General features: G+C 58.9%; 18 protein-coding genes. 5 read left to right on the top strand and 13 right to left on the bottom strand.

The annotated features are described in order from the left end of the window. Positions 1–55: 55 nt before the first annotated feature. From Q0C48_RS09135 to Q0C48_RS09150, 4 genes are read right to left on the bottom strand one after another with little or no spacing between them, the layout of a single operon-like run. Complete coding sequence (locus Q0C48_RS09135) at positions 56–808, bottom strand: CpsB/CapC family capsule biosynthesis tyrosine phosphatase (RefSeq protein ID WP_291523625.1); 753 nt, start codon at positions 806–808, stop codon at positions 56–58. Positions 809–810: 2 nt separating this feature from the next. Further along, positions 811–3,315, bottom strand: a complete 2,505-nt coding sequence (locus Q0C48_RS09140; protein WP_291523627.1) for a polysaccharide biosynthesis tyrosine autokinase — start codon at positions 3,313–3,315, stop codon at positions 811–813. Between the two features lie 9 nt (positions 3,316–3,324). Continuing rightward, entirely contained in the window at positions 3,325–4,461 is a 1,137-nt protein-coding gene (locus Q0C48_RS09145; RefSeq protein WP_291523629.1) for a polysaccharide biosynthesis/export family protein, read from the bottom strand. Then, positions 4,433–5,473 carry a phosphatase PAP2 family protein gene (locus tag Q0C48_RS09150; RefSeq protein ID WP_291523631.1) on the bottom strand — a complete coding sequence of 347 codons (1,041 nt, stop codon included), beginning with the start codon at positions 5,471–5,473 and terminating at the stop codon, positions 4,433–4,435. Before Q0C48_RS09150 ends, Q0C48_RS09145 begins: the two co-directional genes overlap by 29 nt. A 200-nt stretch (positions 5,474–5,673) precedes the next feature. Between Q0C48_RS09150 and wbaP the strand changes: the two genes are divergently transcribed. Beyond that, complete coding sequence (wbaP, locus tag Q0C48_RS09155; RefSeq protein WP_291523633.1) at positions 5,674–7,155, top strand: undecaprenyl-phosphate galactose phosphotransferase WbaP; 1,482 nt, start codon at positions 5,674–5,676, stop codon at positions 7,153–7,155. 31 nt (positions 7,156–7,186) lie between these two features. Here wbaP and Q0C48_RS09160 read toward each other — a convergent pair whose 3' ends face one another. The 7 genes from Q0C48_RS09160 to galE all read right to left on the bottom strand — a co-directional run bounded on the left by Q0C48_RS09160 (position 7,187) and on the right by galE (position 10,215). Further along, entirely contained in the window at positions 7,187–7,702 is a 516-nt protein-coding gene (locus Q0C48_RS09160) for a GNAT family N-acetyltransferase (protein ID WP_291523635.1), read from the bottom strand. Next, complete coding sequence (locus Q0C48_RS09165; RefSeq protein ID WP_291523637.1) at positions 7,695–7,961, bottom strand: DUF1778 domain-containing protein; 267 nt, start codon at positions 7,959–7,961, stop codon at positions 7,695–7,697. The genes Q0C48_RS09160 and Q0C48_RS09165 overlap by 8 nt, the downstream gene beginning before the upstream one ends. A gap of 15 nt (positions 7,962–7,976) precedes the next feature. Next, on the bottom strand, positions 7,977–8,108 hold the full coding sequence (locus Q0C48_RS09170) for a hypothetical protein (protein WP_291523639.1): 132 nt from the start codon (positions 8,106–8,108) through the stop codon (positions 7,977–7,979). Beyond that, the gene (locus Q0C48_RS09175; protein WP_291523641.1) at positions 8,098–8,349 is read right to left on the bottom strand and encodes a type II toxin-antitoxin system Phd/YefM family antitoxin; all 252 of its coding nucleotides are present in this window, start codon (positions 8,347–8,349) and stop codon (positions 8,098–8,100) included. The genes Q0C48_RS09170 and Q0C48_RS09175 overlap by 11 nt, the downstream gene beginning before the upstream one ends. A 61-nt stretch (positions 8,350–8,410) precedes the next feature. Further along, complete coding sequence (locus Q0C48_RS09180) at positions 8,411–8,812, bottom strand: type II toxin-antitoxin system MqsA family antitoxin (protein WP_291523643.1); 402 nt, start codon at positions 8,810–8,812, stop codon at positions 8,411–8,413. A 52-nt stretch (positions 8,813–8,864) separates the two neighbouring features. Then, a complete protein-coding gene (locus tag Q0C48_RS09185; protein WP_291523645.1) occupies positions 8,865–9,065 on the bottom strand; it encodes a hypothetical protein in 201 nt (66 codons plus the stop codon). Positions 9,066–9,228: 163 nt separating this feature from the next. After that, on the bottom strand, positions 9,229–10,215 hold the full coding sequence (gene galE / locus Q0C48_RS09190; protein ID WP_291523647.1) for a UDP-glucose 4-epimerase GalE: 987 nt from the start codon (positions 10,213–10,215) through the stop codon (positions 9,229–9,231). A 262-nt stretch (positions 10,216–10,477) separates the two neighbouring features. Here galE and pal point away from each other — a divergent pair, with 262 nt between their 5' ends. Genes pal through queC form a run of 4 tightly spaced genes read left to right on the top strand, consistent with a single transcriptional unit; the run spans position 10,478 to position 13,240 of the window. Continuing rightward, a complete protein-coding gene (pal, locus tag Q0C48_RS09195; RefSeq protein ID WP_291523649.1) occupies positions 10,478–11,056 on the top strand; it encodes a peptidoglycan-associated lipoprotein Pal in 579 nt (192 codons plus the stop codon). Between the two features lie 20 nt (positions 11,057–11,076). Further along, positions 11,077–11,904: a tol-pal system protein YbgF gene (gene ybgF / locus Q0C48_RS09200; RefSeq protein ID WP_291523651.1), complete on the top strand. Its 828-nt coding sequence runs from the start codon at positions 11,077–11,079 to the stop codon at positions 11,902–11,904. Then, the gene (gene queE, locus Q0C48_RS09205) at positions 11,904–12,548 is read left to right on the top strand and encodes a 7-carboxy-7-deazaguanine synthase QueE (RefSeq protein ID WP_291523653.1); all 645 of its coding nucleotides are present in this window, start codon (positions 11,904–11,906) and stop codon (positions 12,546–12,548) included. Before ybgF ends, queE begins: the two co-directional genes overlap by 1 nt. Before the next feature lie 2 nt (positions 12,549–12,550). Next, positions 12,551–13,240, top strand: a complete 690-nt coding sequence (gene queC, locus Q0C48_RS09210) for a 7-cyano-7-deazaguanine synthase QueC (protein ID WP_291523655.1) — start codon at positions 12,551–12,553, stop codon at positions 13,238–13,240. 14 nt (positions 13,241–13,254) lie between these two features. Here the strand turns inward: queC and tolB are convergent, their stop codons facing one another. Beyond that, positions 13,255–14,526 (bottom strand): Tol-Pal system beta propeller repeat protein TolB, encoded by a 1,272-nt coding sequence (gene tolB / locus Q0C48_RS09215; protein ID WP_291523657.1) that lies wholly within the window; start codon positions 14,524–14,526, stop codon positions 13,255–13,257. Beyond that, on the bottom strand, positions 14,519–14,917 hold a 399-nt coding region (locus Q0C48_RS09220; RefSeq protein WP_291523659.1), incomplete at its 5' end, for a TonB family protein. The genes tolB and Q0C48_RS09220, both read right to left, overlap by 8 nt.

The following is a 14,917-nucleotide window of genomic DNA, read 5'->3' on the forward strand; positions in this document are numbered from 1 at the left end:
GAGCCAATGTATCCGGCGCCGCCCACCACGAGAACGCGTGCATCAAAATGACCATTCATGCTGCCTGCTCCTCAAGGATCTGGTTGATCCGTTTCCCATGCTTCGTCAACAAGACTAATCCGGGGGCCACATAACGTTCCAATTGCGTGGTGCGATGCAGGTCAGTCCCCCAGAGCGTGGGGAGATCACGATCCAGAAGATCATGTGCTAACGCTTGGGGATGCGGTCCATATTGTCCAACCAGACTACCGATGTCGCATTGCAACCAGGCCCCTGTATGCCGTATTTTGTCCAGCCAGGCGGAGGGCTCCTGTTGGATGTACCGATACCGCTCTACATGCGCTAATACAGGCTGATAGCCGGCACGGCTCAGATGGACAAGTACGTCCATGCCACAAGGGTTTGGCATCAGTGCCGGAAATTCTACCAGGACGACTTTCTGATCCCCTAGTGGCAAATACAGCAGGTCATCTTGTGCAATGGCGTCGAACATCGTTTCATCGGCAAAATATTCGGCAGCAAGCCGCAGCGCAAAGCCTCCTTCCAGACTGCGCTGCAGATCAGCGAAAGCCTGCCGCAAACCCTCTGGGTCGTTATCGTAGACCCCGGGGTAGATATGCGGAGTTAACACGGCACCGCGATATCCCTGGTGTTGCAAGCCCGCGATCGCTATGCGCGTTTCATCCAGTGTACGCAACCCGTCGTCTACCCCAGGAAGCAGGTGACAATGAAAATCCCAGTACGGAGCAGCCGGTGGCGCAGGTTCTATGCTTCTCTGAAAAAAGCGGCCCGGCCAGATGCGCCCCAAGCTTATCCCCATAACTTTTGGAGCCAGCCACGAAGCATCCTGCGCCAGCCCTTCACTGCGGGGCCCGGTTCTCCGTAGTGATAACCGTAACCATACCCATAGGTGGCATTGACGCGAATTCCGTTGATGATCAGACCCAACGGCTTTTCCAGGCTCATCAATCCCTGCAGGTGCTCCTTAAAGGCTTTGCGCGGCGTACCGTTCACCCGGACCACAGTGAGGATGCGATCCGCCTGACGACCGAGGAGGAGGCTGTCGCCCACCATCGGGAAGGGAGGGGTATCCAGCAAAATGTAGTCATACAATGGACGCATTTCCGTCAGCATCTGGGCGAAGTGATCGGTGCCGATGTATTCGCTGGGATTTGGCGGAATGTTTCCCGCAGTAATCAGATCCACATTCGGCTCTTTGATCTGTCGCACCGACTCCTGCCAGGAATGGCGTCCGGCAAGAATCCCGGCCAGACCCGGTGCCTGGGCAATACGGAACACCTCATGGATGTGTGGTTTCCGCAAATCCGCATCGATCACCATGACCTTCTTGCCGTCTTGTGCTAGGGCAGCGGCTAATTGATAGGAGACGGTACTTTTCCCATCCTGTGGGGTGGCCGATGAAGCCATGAGGATTTGTCCGTGGCCCTGCGCCGTTGCGAGATAGAGGTTACTGCGCAAAAGACGAATCGCTTCCCCGAAGCCGGAGCGTGCTTCCGGCAGTTGGAACCCGTCACGCTTCGTTAGCGAGACGTCTCCGCTTACCGGCAACAACCCATAGAGGGGAAGAAAAGGATAATGGCGCCGCAGCTCTTCATCAGAACGAAATCCTGGATGCATAAGGAATCGCCCCAGTACAAGGCCAAGCCCCAAAAAGATTCCCAGTAAACCGAAGAGGATCACATCCTCCTTGGCCTTGGGTGTGACGGGCTTGTCATGGACGAGCGCCGTATCCAGTATCCGATTCTTGGTAATCGTGCTGGCCTTGTTGATCGCCGCCTCTTCCTGTTTTTGGAGCAAAAACATGTAGAGCTTGCCCAGAACCTCGCTGGAGCGCGTGAGGGAAATCACCTTCAGCTCGGCCTGCGGGAATTTACCCATCTTTCCCTGATACTGGCTGATGAGTGTATCGAGGGACTGTAACTGCTGCTGTGCCGACTTTTCCTGGTTGTCGATGAGATTGCTAGTCGCTGACTGGATGGACTGAATTTCTGCCAGGATCTGGACCACCTGGGGGGCAGCAGGAGTATATAGTTTTTCCAGGGAGGATAGCTTTGTCTGCGCGGCAGCCAAACGCCCGCTCAATTTATCGAGAACAGGATCATGAATACTGCTGAGGATATACGGGTTAACCTGTGCATTGGGCGTGGAGATCTGTCGGCTGAGCTGCTGGAGAGCATAGAGTTGCAGCTTGAACTGGGATCGCTGTGTTTCGTATTCGGCTTCCTGCTTGATCAGTGCCTGCGCGCCTGCGGAAACCGCGATCACACCACTCTGCGCCTGGTATTGCGCCAGTCTGGTGTCCGCTGCCGAAAGCGCTGTCCGAATCTTATGCATTTGCGCACTCAGATAATCATACGTGGCGCCCGCTTGGCCGGTTGCCCAGGAATGCGTTTTGGCAAGATAGGTGTGCATGAGGGCTTGGACGAATTGCTGGGCGGCTACGGGATCCGTATCCCGATAATTCACGCTGACGATATATGTGGTTTTGGCGGTACCACCCGAGCTGCCACCTAATTGACTCACGCCCAAGGTGCCGTTTCGTGTCATCGCATTATATACCGAACGCGGGGTTTGCACGCTCAGACGATATGTAGCTTGAGATTGGGGGATATATTGGGGATTGACCGCGCGCAGTTCCAGGCGAATCCCGGGGCCAACGGCCGGTTGCCCGAGTTGGCCCTGGAGTACGACCTGTTTACCCTTCGTTATCTGGTAATGCCCAGCGGACGAAAAATGAACAGTGAGTTTTGTTTTTGCCAGACTCGGGTCCGTTACATCCGCCAGTACAGCATGTAGCGCCGTGGATGGTGGCGCATAGATTGAAAGAGAATGCCCACCCAGCAGCCAGTTCCAAAAATGGACCCCCGGTTGGTCTCCCGCCTGCCACACCTCGGTATTGATTCCGGAATCCAGGATAGCCTGCTCGACAAAACTACGACTACGGACTATGTCCACCTGGGTCGCCATGCTGGAACCTTGCATGAGCCCGGAGAGTAATGAAAAGCCACTCAGCGCGCCAGAGGATACCGACTGGCTTTTTTCGGCGCTCCCCAAATAGAGCGAACCGCCTGCGTCAAAAACCGGTTTGGAGAGCAGAACGACGACCACCGCCAAAAAGGCCGCGATGCCCCCCAGGAGCACCGGCAACCGCCAGCCTTCCTTCAACGCCTGGAATAGTGCACCCAAGTCGATTTCGTCTCCGCCCTCGACCTCGTTGCCGCCAGCCATCCCGGCATGGCTGGAACCAAGAGGCGCGCTGTTTGCTGAACTCTGTGATGTTGTGTGATCGGTCACAAATATTTCCTATTGCTGCAAGAACTTGATAGACACGAAGGGGTTCAGAATAGCGCCAATGGCCTGCAGCGAGGGTAAAAGAAGCTGGATAGCCTGGTTCCAACTGCTGACCATCGTTTGCGGCACGAAGACGATATCTCCCGACTTGAGGTAGAAGGGGGCCGCCTTGCCTTCCAGAATGCGCCGGGCGTCCACCACATAAAACTGTCCGGTGGCGCCTTCCGACCGGATGACGCGGATATCGCTGAGCTGCGCGGTAGTGAGGTTGGTGGTATTCATGCCCGCATCCGAGAGGGCCTGCAACAGGCTCAGGTGTCCGTTTACGAAGGGAATGGGGCCTGCCTTGTTGACGGCGCCGAAGACATAGGCGCGCATGGTGGTTATGCTGGGAATGAGCACGGTATCCCCGGTTTTGAGGGGGATGTTTTGCTGGAGGTCGCCGGCCAGAATCAGCTTGTGGAAGTTGACCGGCAACTTCCGGCCGTCCTGCACCACGTAGGCACCGCGCAGATCGGCATCGGCCAGGTTCACCGACCCACCCAGGGCCATGGCCTCCAGCACGTTCAACGGCCGGTCGGAATAGACCAGACCGGGTTTGATGAATTCTCCCAGCAGGTAGTAACGAATACTATGGGTGACCTGGAGCTGGACGGACACCTTGGGATCAATGACATACCGCGCATAGAGTGTGGTCAGGTGGGCCTGTAACTGTTTTGTGGTCATGCCCGCCACATGGACCACGCCGAGCAGCGGAAGCTGAATGTTCCCGTCATTGCTGACGAGGGCCCCGATCAGCCCCGAAGAAGCCATCCCCGGCTGGGGTACGGAAAGATCAGGATGCAGGTAGACAGCGATGGACACCACGTCCCCCGCCCCGAGGTGATAGGTGATGCTCCGGTGCAGGAGGCGATCCATGGTTGCCGGGGAGAGATGATCTTCGTGCTGGGAAAGTACTGCGGAGGGTAATGCCTGTTGTTGCTGTGGAGAGGTCGGTGCCGGCGACCCGGTCATGATCGCACAGCCGGTGAGGGTGCTGCTCATGAGCCCCAGCCAGAGGCAACTACGCCACCAGTGCAGGCCCCGGAGGACTTTCGATAAGGATGCTTTGATTTGGGTATTAAAACTTGCCGTAGAAGCCAACGCCATCTCCAAATATCATGAAACCATAGTCGCTCTTGGCAAAATACCGGTTAGTGAGGTCGGCGGTAAGCCAGCCGACAAATCCACCCGCAACGACATCCGATGCCCAGTGGCCGTCTTGCGCCAGAATACGGCTGATCCCCACCGCAAAGGGGATCGTATACAGCCAGGGCTGGTGATAAATCTGCGCATAGGGGGTGATTATTGAGAAGGCAACGGCGGTATGACCGGAGGGAAAGGAGGCGGTTGGGCCAACGTTGTTGTTGAAAAGGAAGCTGGTGGTCATCACCCGATAATGCGAACTGAATGGGGTATAGTGCGTGGAACTGCTGTTGGGCCCGCCAGGCCGCGCCCGCCCGACGGCGTATTTTACCAGAAAGACTTCCGCCGTCGTGATCGCTGTCGCAGTGAGCGCGACGCTGGAAGCGTGCGCCAGCTTGGCGCTGGCCCAGGGGCTCTGAAACCAGGTCGTTCCGGCAAAAATCACGGAGCTATCCGTGAGTACGTCGGCGATATTCAAGGGCACATGGTTACGGAAGCTGTAGCTCAAGTGGGTCTCGACGTAATGGTTGATGCCGTGATCAAGAAACATCGTGGCGCCCGTTGCGGCCACTCCGATACCGGCCACCCCCCACAGGGTGTCATACCAGGGGGTGCTGCCGGGAGGGAGGGGCGGAACCAGACTCTGAGCCGGCTGCTGCTGCAGTTGGGAAGGCTCGTTCCACCACGCGGGCATGGCGGGCTGGGCATTTGCTGGTGCTATGGGATGGGCGTGAATGATGGCCGACTGCGCGCCGAGCGGACGCTCCGAGGTCACTGCCGAATCGTTGGTTGGGCCACTCCCGGTTGCCGCCGTGTTTTCCAGATAACCGGGCGCCAACCCGGCGGCAATCAGTTTTTGGGATGGCGCCTGCCCATAGGGATAGGTAGCCAGCCATGAAGATCCCTCAGCGCATGCCAGTGGCATCCCGATAACCGCAGCAAGAAAACCGCCCACGGCCCAGACAAGTCGTGCCATCTCTTCTCTCCCGAGCAATTCTTTTGCTGCTATGCTTGGGGGGCATCCTAACATGGCGAATTGGTGAACGGCAATGGAACGGCCCGGCATGCGTCTTTTTCCAATTTCAGCGCTATAATTGTCCGGCGACGGGATTAATGATGCATGGATGGTTCCTGGTCGAAAAATATGTAAGACACCGATTCTTTTGATGATGAGGTATGGCGGTGGCCATCATAAAATCCGCGGTAACGACGCGTGCGCGTGTGCGCTGGTCGCAATGGGTGCCTTATACGCTCATCTTAGGCGACATGGCGGCAGTTTTGACGGCCTTTTATTTGGGCCGTCTTTCTCATGCTTTCTATTATCACCTGAATTCCGGTTGGGTGCTGCTCCACTGGTGGGGAAGCCATGCGCAAATCAACCTGCTGCTTTTCCTCGTATTGTCGGCATTGGGCATTATGGCCTTCGCCTTTAAGGGGCATTATTCCCGGCGCAAGGCCTTTTGGGACGAGATGGGTGAAATGCTGGGGGTGTTCGTCCTCTTGCTGGCATTGAATGCGGCCATTGCCTTTGCCGGTAAATGGCAGATGTCACGGCTGTGGCTCTTTTCCACCTGGGTGCTGGTCTTGGGGCTCTTACCCCTGACGCGATGGCTGTTGCGCCGGACTTTGCAGGGCCTGGGTGCCTGGACGCGACCGGTGGTGATCATCGGTTGCGGGCAAAACGCCGCCGAGGCCATCCGCGCCTTGGACAGCGAGCCCATGCTGGGCTATTCCGTACAACGGGTGCTGTTGCCGGGAGGCTGCAGTCCTGCCGCCGGGAGCTTTCCCACCCATGCGCCCATAGAGGCCCTGGGAGAGGATCCTTTGGCCACCCTGGCCCGTTTGGGCAAACCCCATGTGGTGCTGGCGCTGGATATGGATCAGTGGGAGGCTCAGGAACGACTGCTGCACTCCCTGGGCCTCCGCTATCCCAACCTTACCATCGCGCCTCCCTTGCGCGGCTTGCCGCTTTTTGGCATGGAGGTCATGCATTTCTTTAGCCACGAGGTGCTGATGCTGCGGGTGCGGGACAACCTGGCCCGGCTCGGCCCGCGCATCAGCAAGCGCCTTTTCGATTTGGTCGCTGCCTCGTTGCTGGTGGTGATCTTGTCGCCGTTGCTTCTTTACATTGCCTGGCGCATTCGCAGGGAGGATGGCGGGCCGGTGTTTTTTATCCAGGAGCGCATGGGCAGGCGGGGTCGCCAATTCGGCTGCGTGAAATTCCGCAGCATGGTGATGGATGCGGAAGATCGCCTGAAGCAATATCTGCACAGTCACCCCGATTTGGCCGCTGAATATCAAAGAAATTTCAAGATCCGTGACGATCCCAGGGTGACGCGGATCGGGAAGTCGCTGCGGCGTGGCAGCCTGGATGAATTGCCCCAGCTATTCAATGTGCTGCGCGGCGACATGAGCCTGGTGGGCCCGCGCCCGTTATTAGAGCGGGAGCTTGACCGTTACGGCGAAAATGTCTGCCTTTATCGTTTGGTGCATCCGGGCATTACCGGCCTATGGCAGGTCAGCGGGCGATCGGAAACCACCTTTGATGAACGCGCCCATCTCGACGCCTGGTATGTGAAGAACTGGACGCTCTGGTATGACATCGTCATCCTGTTGCGCACCGTCAAGGTGGTTTTGCGGCGGGACGGGGCTTATTGAAGGCGCCGCCACTTGCGGCGCATCATCCCGCTCAACCTGAGCGTATCTCGTTCATTGATAAATTTGCACCCAACGATAGATACAGCGTCATCGGATTATCCCGGCAAGGTACAAAACCGTAATGCCTATAGAGCGCCCCGGCATTCTCTCCCTTGGCATCGACCACCAGCGCATATGCGGCCACCGTTTTGCGGGCCTCAAAACAATGTTCAACAGCACACCCCATGAGGAGCCGCCCCAGCCCTACCCCCTGATGCGCCGAATGAACCGCCAAGCGCCCCAGACGAAAGCACGGCACAGGATAACGCGGCAGCTTTTGCCGGGTCGGCGCATCCATTTGAACGGCATCGATTTGCGCGGCACTCAAACTGTAGTAACCCAGAATGGTTTCCGGCATGTCCGTATCGACCAATACGCGCACCACCGCAATGCCCTTCCGGGCGTGCTGAACGGCGAAGCGATGCAGGTACTCATCCAGCGCGTCCACACCAGAGGTAAAAGCCTGACGGTCATGGCGCTGCGGATCGAGCAGTTGCGCTTCAAGCACGCCGGATCTTGCGCGCAAGGCGCATTGCGTTTTGCAAAGCGGCATTGGGCGCGAACGCCGCATTCAGCGCCATCGTTAACGCTTGAAAATCCTGGTCTGACATCGTAATGCGAGACTCCCGATCCAACAGGTCGCGTGCCTTTTCTTTGGCTGCGGTGCGCACGAATGCGGCCATCGTAGTGCCAGCCAAGGCCGCAGCACGAGAAACAAACGCCTTTTCTTCTACATCCATTTTCAAATCAAACCGAGCGGCTGCCATATCCACCTCCATAAATTACGGCAAAATACCGTATACGGTATTTTGCCGTATAAACAACCAGAGCGCAAACCCGTTGGCGCCGGTGAGGAAGCGTTTCATCTTGTCATCCAGGATGTTCGTGTCGAGGGAGATGCGCTTAACGCGCATGCGCAGCCTCCCGGTCGAAGGGCTCACCTCCCAGCGAATACCCCTGCCACATTCTGGCCCGAGACCGTTCCAGAGCGATTTTTTGGGCATCCGACATCCGCCCGCGAACCTCAATGGGTGCGATGCGCGCCACGGGGCGCCCCCTTTTGGTCACAATGATTTCGGCACCCAGGGACGCCATTTCAATGTATTTAGAGAGATGCTGGTTGGCCTCCCGAAGCGAGACATGCTGTATGGCCATAGGTATTGCCCCATATGAACAATTAGTTGAAGGTGTCGCCACTTACCGCGCATCATCCCGCTCAACCTGAGCGTATCTCGTTCAATAAATCAGGATGCCTATCCAGCACCTTGAACAATTTCACCAGTGACAGGGGCGGCTTGGTCTTGCCCGTCTCATACCGCGAGAACGCATTGACGCCGCCGCCGAATATTTCAGCGGCTTCGCGCTGATCCAGGGCAAGCTCCTTACGAACACGGACGATGAAACCCGGGTCGACAATGGAGGCGTTCACCTGTTTGGAGAAGGAACGCATCTCGCGCATAACACGATCCGTTTCGTTGGCATCCAGAAGAGATTCCGCACAAGCCGGGCAAAAGTCCCCCGTCACTGCGGGAATAATGGTCGTTTCACCCTTGTAGGTATATGTCACATCGCGCGTATCGTGGATGAGCTCTGCCGCGCCACAAACTGGACATTTCATCTTCATAGTTGAAGGATTTGCGCGATTTGTTCGGGGCTGAGGCGCATGGCGTTCAATCCACCCTCAGGCCGGAGAGGTCGATGGCGGCGAAGTCTTCCCTTTGATCGAAGGGCATCCCCACTTTGTTGCCGAGCGCCGAACTGGCCCGCGCATGGGCCGGGGCTGGGCGGGGATGGGTGTAAACAAGTCCCCGAATGCAAGGCTGACCGCCGCGTTTACCCGGTTCAATGGTGATACGTTGGATGTCGTTCACAGCCCTTCCTCCAAGCCCCACGCGACTGATTCAGGGAGTATGGCTCATTCAAGCGCACTTGCCAAAGCACGGCACGGTTTTCCGCCACTTCGGGCCGGAATAAAGCCAACTACCTCGGTCGCCAGTGCCGCTCATTGCGCGTGCCGCGTGCGAGCGGCTCTCATCACCAAGCAGTCCCTTTCTGCTGCTCCCAACTCCAGGCATGCTCAATCATCGCGGCCAGATCCGCAAAGCGTGGTTCCCAATTCAGGGTATCCCGAGCCTTTTGGCTGTCGGCCACCAACACGGCGGGATCACCGGGGCGGCGGGGCTGAACGTCGGCGAGAATGCCCCGGCCGGTAACGTGCCGGGCGGTATCAATGACTTCCTGCACCGAAAAGCCCTGACCGTTGCCCAAATTAAAGGTATTGCTTTCCCCGTCGGCCAGCAAATGCTCCAAAGCCAGCAGGTGCGCGTCGCACAGGTCCCAGACATGAATATAGTCGCGCACACAGGTGCCGTCCGGTGTGGGGTAATCGTCGCCGTAAATGGCTATCTGTGCCCGCCGACCGCTGGCCGCCTGCAACACGAGGGGGACTAAATGGCTCTCGGGATCGTGGCGCTCACCCAGTTCGCCCTGCGGGTCGGCTCCGGCGGCGTTGAAGTAACGCAGGCTGACGAAGCGCAGGCCGTAGGCGCGGTCATAGTCGGCCAGCATCTCCTCCACCATGCGCTTGCTGCGCCCATAGGGATTGATGGGGCGCTGGGGATGCTGCTCGTCGATGGGGGTATATTCCGGCTCCCCGAACAATGCCGCCGTGGATGAAAATATGAAGCGGCGCACGTTATGGCGGCGCATGGTTTCCAGTAGATTCTGGGTGTTGGCGACATTATTGCGATAGTAGCGGGCGGGTTCGCGCATGGACTCGCCTACCTGACTGAGCGCCGCAAAATGCATCACGGCGGCAATGGGCGTCTCCCCGAAAATCTGTTCCAGCAGCGCTGTATCCGCCAGATCGCCTTCAAGCAAACGGCCATAGCGGGCGGCTTCCCGAAAGCCCGTAGAAAGATTATCCAGGATGAGCACTTCATGCCCACTCTGGACGAGCATCTTGGCCATGTGCGAGCCGATGTAACCGGCACCGCCGACGACGAGGATAGGGTGCTTCATGCGGGGTTATCCGATGCTTATGCGGCGTAGCGAAGGATTTCGAAGTATGGCTCATTCAAGCACACTTGCCAAAGCACGGCACGGTTTTCCGCTCAAAGGGATCTTGGGCGTCAGTCCTCATCATGCCTCGTTTGATCAGGTATGATTCGGCGCAAAAAACCGTGACATCGCGATAGCCCAGGCGATGGCTTCGTGCGTGCCGCATTGCTATTGTCTCTGGCTACAGGCTACAATTCCCGAAATTTTTGCGGGGGTTGAAAACATGCGTTCTGATTTTCTGAAGGTGGTCGTTGCTGTAGCCGGAGCGCTGACGCTGGCGGGCTGTGCGCACAACGTGGGGAGCGGGGCACCCACTACGGCCGGTGCGGTGGCTCCCGCCAATTCTGCGGCCACGGCCGGCTATGCCGGCGAAGGCATCAACGGCCAGAACCTCAATGCCAACGGCCCCATCGGCGGGGGCAGCAGTGGCCTGACTGCCGCTGAACTGGCCGCCTTGCCGCAGCATTTGCGGGTGCATTTTGAATTTAATAGCGGCTCTATGGATGCACAGGCCCAGCAGATTGCCACTCAGAATGCGCAGTTCATGGTGGCCCACCCCCATATCGAGGTTCGCCTGGAGGGGAACACCGATGATCGCGGTACCCAGGAGTACAATCTGGCCCTCGGCGAGCAGCGCGCCGAGACGGTGAAACAGTTCCTGGAATCCCAGGGCGTCAGCGCGGCGCGGGTCAGCACCGTCAGTTTTGGCAAGGACAATCCCTTGTGTACCACGAACGACTCTGTCTGCTGGGCAAAAAACCGTCGTGTGGACTTCGTTTACAGCGGTGGCTATAACGGCTGAACGCCAAGGAGCGTGTGCTGATGAAACGCTGGCATCTTTTTCCCGTCCTTTCCTTGCTATGCCTGAGTCCCTTCGCACAGGCCGAGTCAACCGGCGAGAAAGTGCTGCAGTTGCAACAGCAGATGGCGGTCATGCAGGGCGAACTGAGCAGCCTGGTGGCGGTTCAGCAGGCGAGCAAGGGCAGTCAAAGCGCGTTGGCTGTCCTGCTCGGGCGCACCCAGCGTCTGGAACAGGAAGTCCGCGATCTGCGCGGCGAACTCGACACCAAAACCCATGCCCTGCAAACCCAGCAGCAATCCACTGCGGCCCAGGTACAGGCCCTGGCGGCGCAGCTTGCCGTGGCCTTGCCGGGTACGGCGGCAACCGCCAGCACCAGCAGCGCGGTCGGCAGTAGTGCCGACGTCATCAGCCCGGCCGCCGCGGTCGCTACGGCAGCGAGCAATACGTCCGCGCCCTCGGTCCAGGGTTTGGGGCAGGCCGATTATCAGCGGGCTTTTGATCTGCTGCGGCAGGGCAAGTACGGATCCGCCGTCACCGGGCTGCAGGGCTTTATTCAGAAATATCCGCAGAGCAGCCTGGTGCCTGACGCGTACTACTGGCTCGGACAGGCACAGTATGTGTTGGGCCAGAATGACGCTGCCCTGAAGAGTCTCCACACCGTGCAGGCGCGCTTCTCCCAAAGCAGCAAGGCGCCGGAAGCCATGTTGCGCATGGCGGAAATCTATCAGGCCATCGGCCAGCCCGGCAAAGCCCGCGCTGTCCTCGACAAGATCATCAAGCAATATCCGAGCACGCCATCGGCCCAGAAGGCGGATGCGCAGTTACAGGCGTTGCCCGCCGGAAAGTGATGGAGGGGCGACTCCGCGTCACGGAAATCTTCCATAGCCTGCAAGGGGAAACCCGCAGTGTCGGGCGTCCCGCGACGTTTGTGCGTCTCACGGGCTGCCCCTTGCGTTGCCATTACTGCGATACGGCCTATGCGTTTCATGGCGGCGAATGGCGGCAGATCCCCGAAATTCTGGAACAGGTGCGCGCGGGGGGAAACCGGATGGTGGTGGTGACGGGTGGCGAACCGCTGGCGCAAGCTGATGTGCTGCCGCTGATGACGCAGCTTTGCGATGCGGGCTATGAAGTCTTTCTGGAAACCAGCGGTGCCCTTTCGCTGGCGGGAGTGGATGCCCGGGTGGTGAAGGTGCTCGACCTCAAAAGCCCTGATTCCGGGGAGTGCGAACGCAATCTCTGGGAAAACCTGCCCTTACTCAACCCGCAGGACCAGATTAAATTCGTGCTGTGCAGTCGTGCCGATTACGACTGGGCCAAAGACGCGCTCGTGCGGGAAGCCTTGGCGGAACGCTGTGAAATACTCTTTTCTCCCAGCCATGGTGCGCTCGCCTTGCGCGAGCTCGCCGAATGGATACTCGCCGACCATCTGCCGGTACGCTTGCAGATTCAGTTGCATAAACTGATCTGGGGCGACCTGCCCGGACATTGACCATGCCGATGCCTGCCACACCTGCCATTGTGCTGCTCTCCGGCGGACTGGATTCCGCCACCGTGCTGGCGCTCATGCGCCGGGATGGCTTTGCCGTTCACGCCCTCTCTTTTGACTACGGGCAGCGGCATAAAGAAGAACTGCGCTATGCGGCACTGCTGGCGCAGTCCATGGGCGCCGCCAGCCATCGGGTGGTGCCTATCGATCTGGCGGCTTTTGGCGGCTCGGCGCTGACCGATCTGCAACTCAGCGTCCCCGAGACCGGCTTGGCGCCGGGCATCCCCATCACCTATGTGCCCGCGCGCAACACCGTCTTTTTGTCGCTTGCGCTGGCGCTGGCTGAAGTGCTGAACGCCAGGGATATTTTTCTGGGGGTGAACAGCCAGGACTACAGCGGTTATCCCGACTGCCGGCCAGAATTTGTACAGGCTTTTGAGGCGTTAGCGCAGGTGGCTACCCGCCTCGGCGATGCGGCCCGCGGGCCGCGCATCCATGCGCCGCTGCAGTTTCTCAACAAGAGCGAGATTATTCGTCTCGGCACCAGTTTGGGTGTGGACTACGGAATGACCCGCTCCTGCTACCAGCTCGATGCCGAAGGCCGGTCCTGTGGCCGCTGTGACAGTTGCCGCCTGCGCCGGGAAGGATTCCAAAAGGCGGGGATCGCCGATCCCACGCCTTATCAGGGTTCCTGAGCGTACCGCCCCTGTTAATGGGACCAGGCCGGTTGGCTGTCCTCTCCTGCGTTGCTGTGCAGTACGGCCATGGTCTTGCCGTCCAGGCTGACTTCGGCCAGCACCTTGCGCCCGCCGCGGTGGGTGCCGTAGAGGATCATCTGGCCATTGCCGGCGAAGCTCGGATGATCGCAATTGCCCTGGGCATCCAGCACGCGCACGCCGCTGCCGTCCGGGTTCATCACGGCGAGGGCATAGACGCCATCGGTGCGGTGAATAAAGGCGATCGCATTGCCCGCAGGCGAGTAGACCGGACCGGCATTGTAGTCGCCGTCGTAGCTCAGACGATGCACGCCGCCGCCATTCGCGTTCATCCCGTAGATCTGCGGACCACCGGCACGGTCGGAGACAAATATGATTTGACTGCCATCCGGCGACCAGGTGGGGGAGGTGTTGATGGCGTCATCATGGGTCAATTGCTGGCGCTGTCCGGTCCGTAAATTGGCCACATAGAGTTCCGTATGGCCACCGAAGGAACGGGCGTAGGCCAGATCTTCACCGTTGGGCGAGAAGGCCGGAGCACTGACGATCTCGCCACCGGGGGCGATGGACTGGCGTTGTCCGGTAGCCAGGTCCTGCACATAGATCACGGCCCGGGCGTTGGCGTAGGTGACATAGGCCAGGCGCCGGTTGTCCGGCGACCAGACGGGGGAGAATACCGGCATGCGGCCGCGCACGATGGGGTGCGGATTCCAGCCGTCGGATTCCGCCACCAGCAGTGCGTAGTTTTCACCTGTCTGGCGGACGTAGGCGATCCGGCTGGCGAAGGGGCCGGGCTTGCCAGTAAACGCCTTATAGATGACGTCCGCGACGTGATGCGCGGTCATGTGCAACTCGGCGGCGGAGCAAGTGAAACGGTGGGCGGTGAGTTCCTGACCCGTGCTGACGTTGTAGACATAGACGTTGACCACATAGCCGCCGTTCAGCGGCTCCACGGAACCCACGGCCAGGCCGGTGGCCCCCACCGTTGTCCAGTCGGCGGCCTTCACGTCGCTGGGAGCGCGGGGGTCACCGGGATAGCCCGCCGGGTCAATGACCCGGAACAAGCCGCTGTGGCGCAGGTCATTACGGACCACATCGGCAACGGATGGCTGTCCGGCTATACCCGGACCAAAAGAGGGAATGGCGATAGGCAGTGCTGAGGCCACATTCTTGGTGATTTCCACCGTGAGTGTCGCCTGGGCGGGCAGAACGAAGGCCCATGTTAAAAGCGATAGCAGCCAAATAAATATTAACTTTTTAGCCATTGCTGAGCTCCTTAGCGCTGAAGACGATATTCACAACTTTAAATTCTGAGTATGACAGCCCAATGGGCGGCGGGAACGGTGCTGCCGCTTCAATCGCCGCAATCACCGCTGAATCAAATTGTGCATTTCCACTGGACTGGGTAATCGCAGGTGCACCTTCTAGCTGGCCTTGCGGTGAGAGTTCGATGCTTACGCGACAATGAAGATTTGGTGCAAAAACGGGCTGCCAATGTCTCTTCACGCGTTCTGCAATTTCGCTACCGAAAATAGTGGACAATCGCTGATTTTCCGCTGCCTGCTTAGCCAGTGCCGCCGCCATGTTGGCCTCGGCCTGCCGCTTGGCCCCGGCCTCCATCTGCTGCTGCAGCGCCTTGGCCCGCGCCGCCTCCGC

The organism is Acidithiobacillus sp. (genome assembly GCF_023255755.1).
GTDB lineage: Bacteria > Pseudomonadota > Gammaproteobacteria > Acidithiobacillales > Acidithiobacillaceae > Acidithiobacillus.

Coding starts and splice junctions, on each gene's coding strand:
- Q0C48_RS09145 (WP_291523629.1), bottom strand. CDS start 4,461: ATGGCGTTGGCTTCTACGGCAAGTTTTAATACCCAAATCAAAGCATCC.
- Q0C48_RS09150 (WP_291523631.1), bottom strand. CDS start 5,473: ATGGCACGACTTGTCTGGGCCGTGGGCGGTTTTCTTGCTGCGGTTATC.
- wbaP (WP_291523633.1), top strand. CDS start 5,674: ATGGCGGTGGCCATCATAAAATCCGCGGTAACGACGCGTGCGCGTGTG.
- Q0C48_RS09165 (WP_291523637.1), bottom strand. CDS start 7,961: ATGGCAGCCGCTCGGTTTGATTTGAAAATGGATGTAGAAGAAAAGGCG.
- Q0C48_RS09170 (WP_291523639.1), bottom strand. CDS start 8,108: ATGCGCGTTAAGCGCATCTCCCTCGACACGAACATCCTGGATGACAAG.
- Q0C48_RS09175 (WP_291523641.1), bottom strand. CDS start 8,349: ATGGCCATACAGCATGTCTCGCTTCGGGAGGCCAACCAGCATCTCTCT.
- Q0C48_RS09180 (WP_291523643.1), bottom strand. CDS start 8,812: ATGAAATGTCCAGTTTGTGGCGCGGCAGAGCTCATCCACGATACGCGC.
- galE (WP_291523647.1), bottom strand. CDS start 10,215: ATGAAGCACCCTATCCTCGTCGTCGGCGGTGCCGGTTACATCGGCTCG.
- pal (WP_291523649.1), top strand. CDS start 10,478: ATGCGTTCTGATTTTCTGAAGGTGGTCGTTGCTGTAGCCGGAGCGCTG.
- ybgF (WP_291523651.1), top strand. CDS start 11,077: ATGAAACGCTGGCATCTTTTTCCCGTCCTTTCCTTGCTATGCCTGAGT.
- queE (WP_291523653.1), top strand. CDS start 11,904: ATGGAGGGGCGACTCCGCGTCACGGAAATCTTCCATAGCCTGCAAGGG.
- queC (WP_291523655.1), top strand. CDS start 12,551: ATGCCGATGCCTGCCACACCTGCCATTGTGCTGCTCTCCGGCGGACTG.
- tolB (WP_291523657.1), bottom strand. CDS start 14,526: ATGGCTAAAAAGTTAATATTTATTTGGCTGCTATCGCTTTTAACATGG.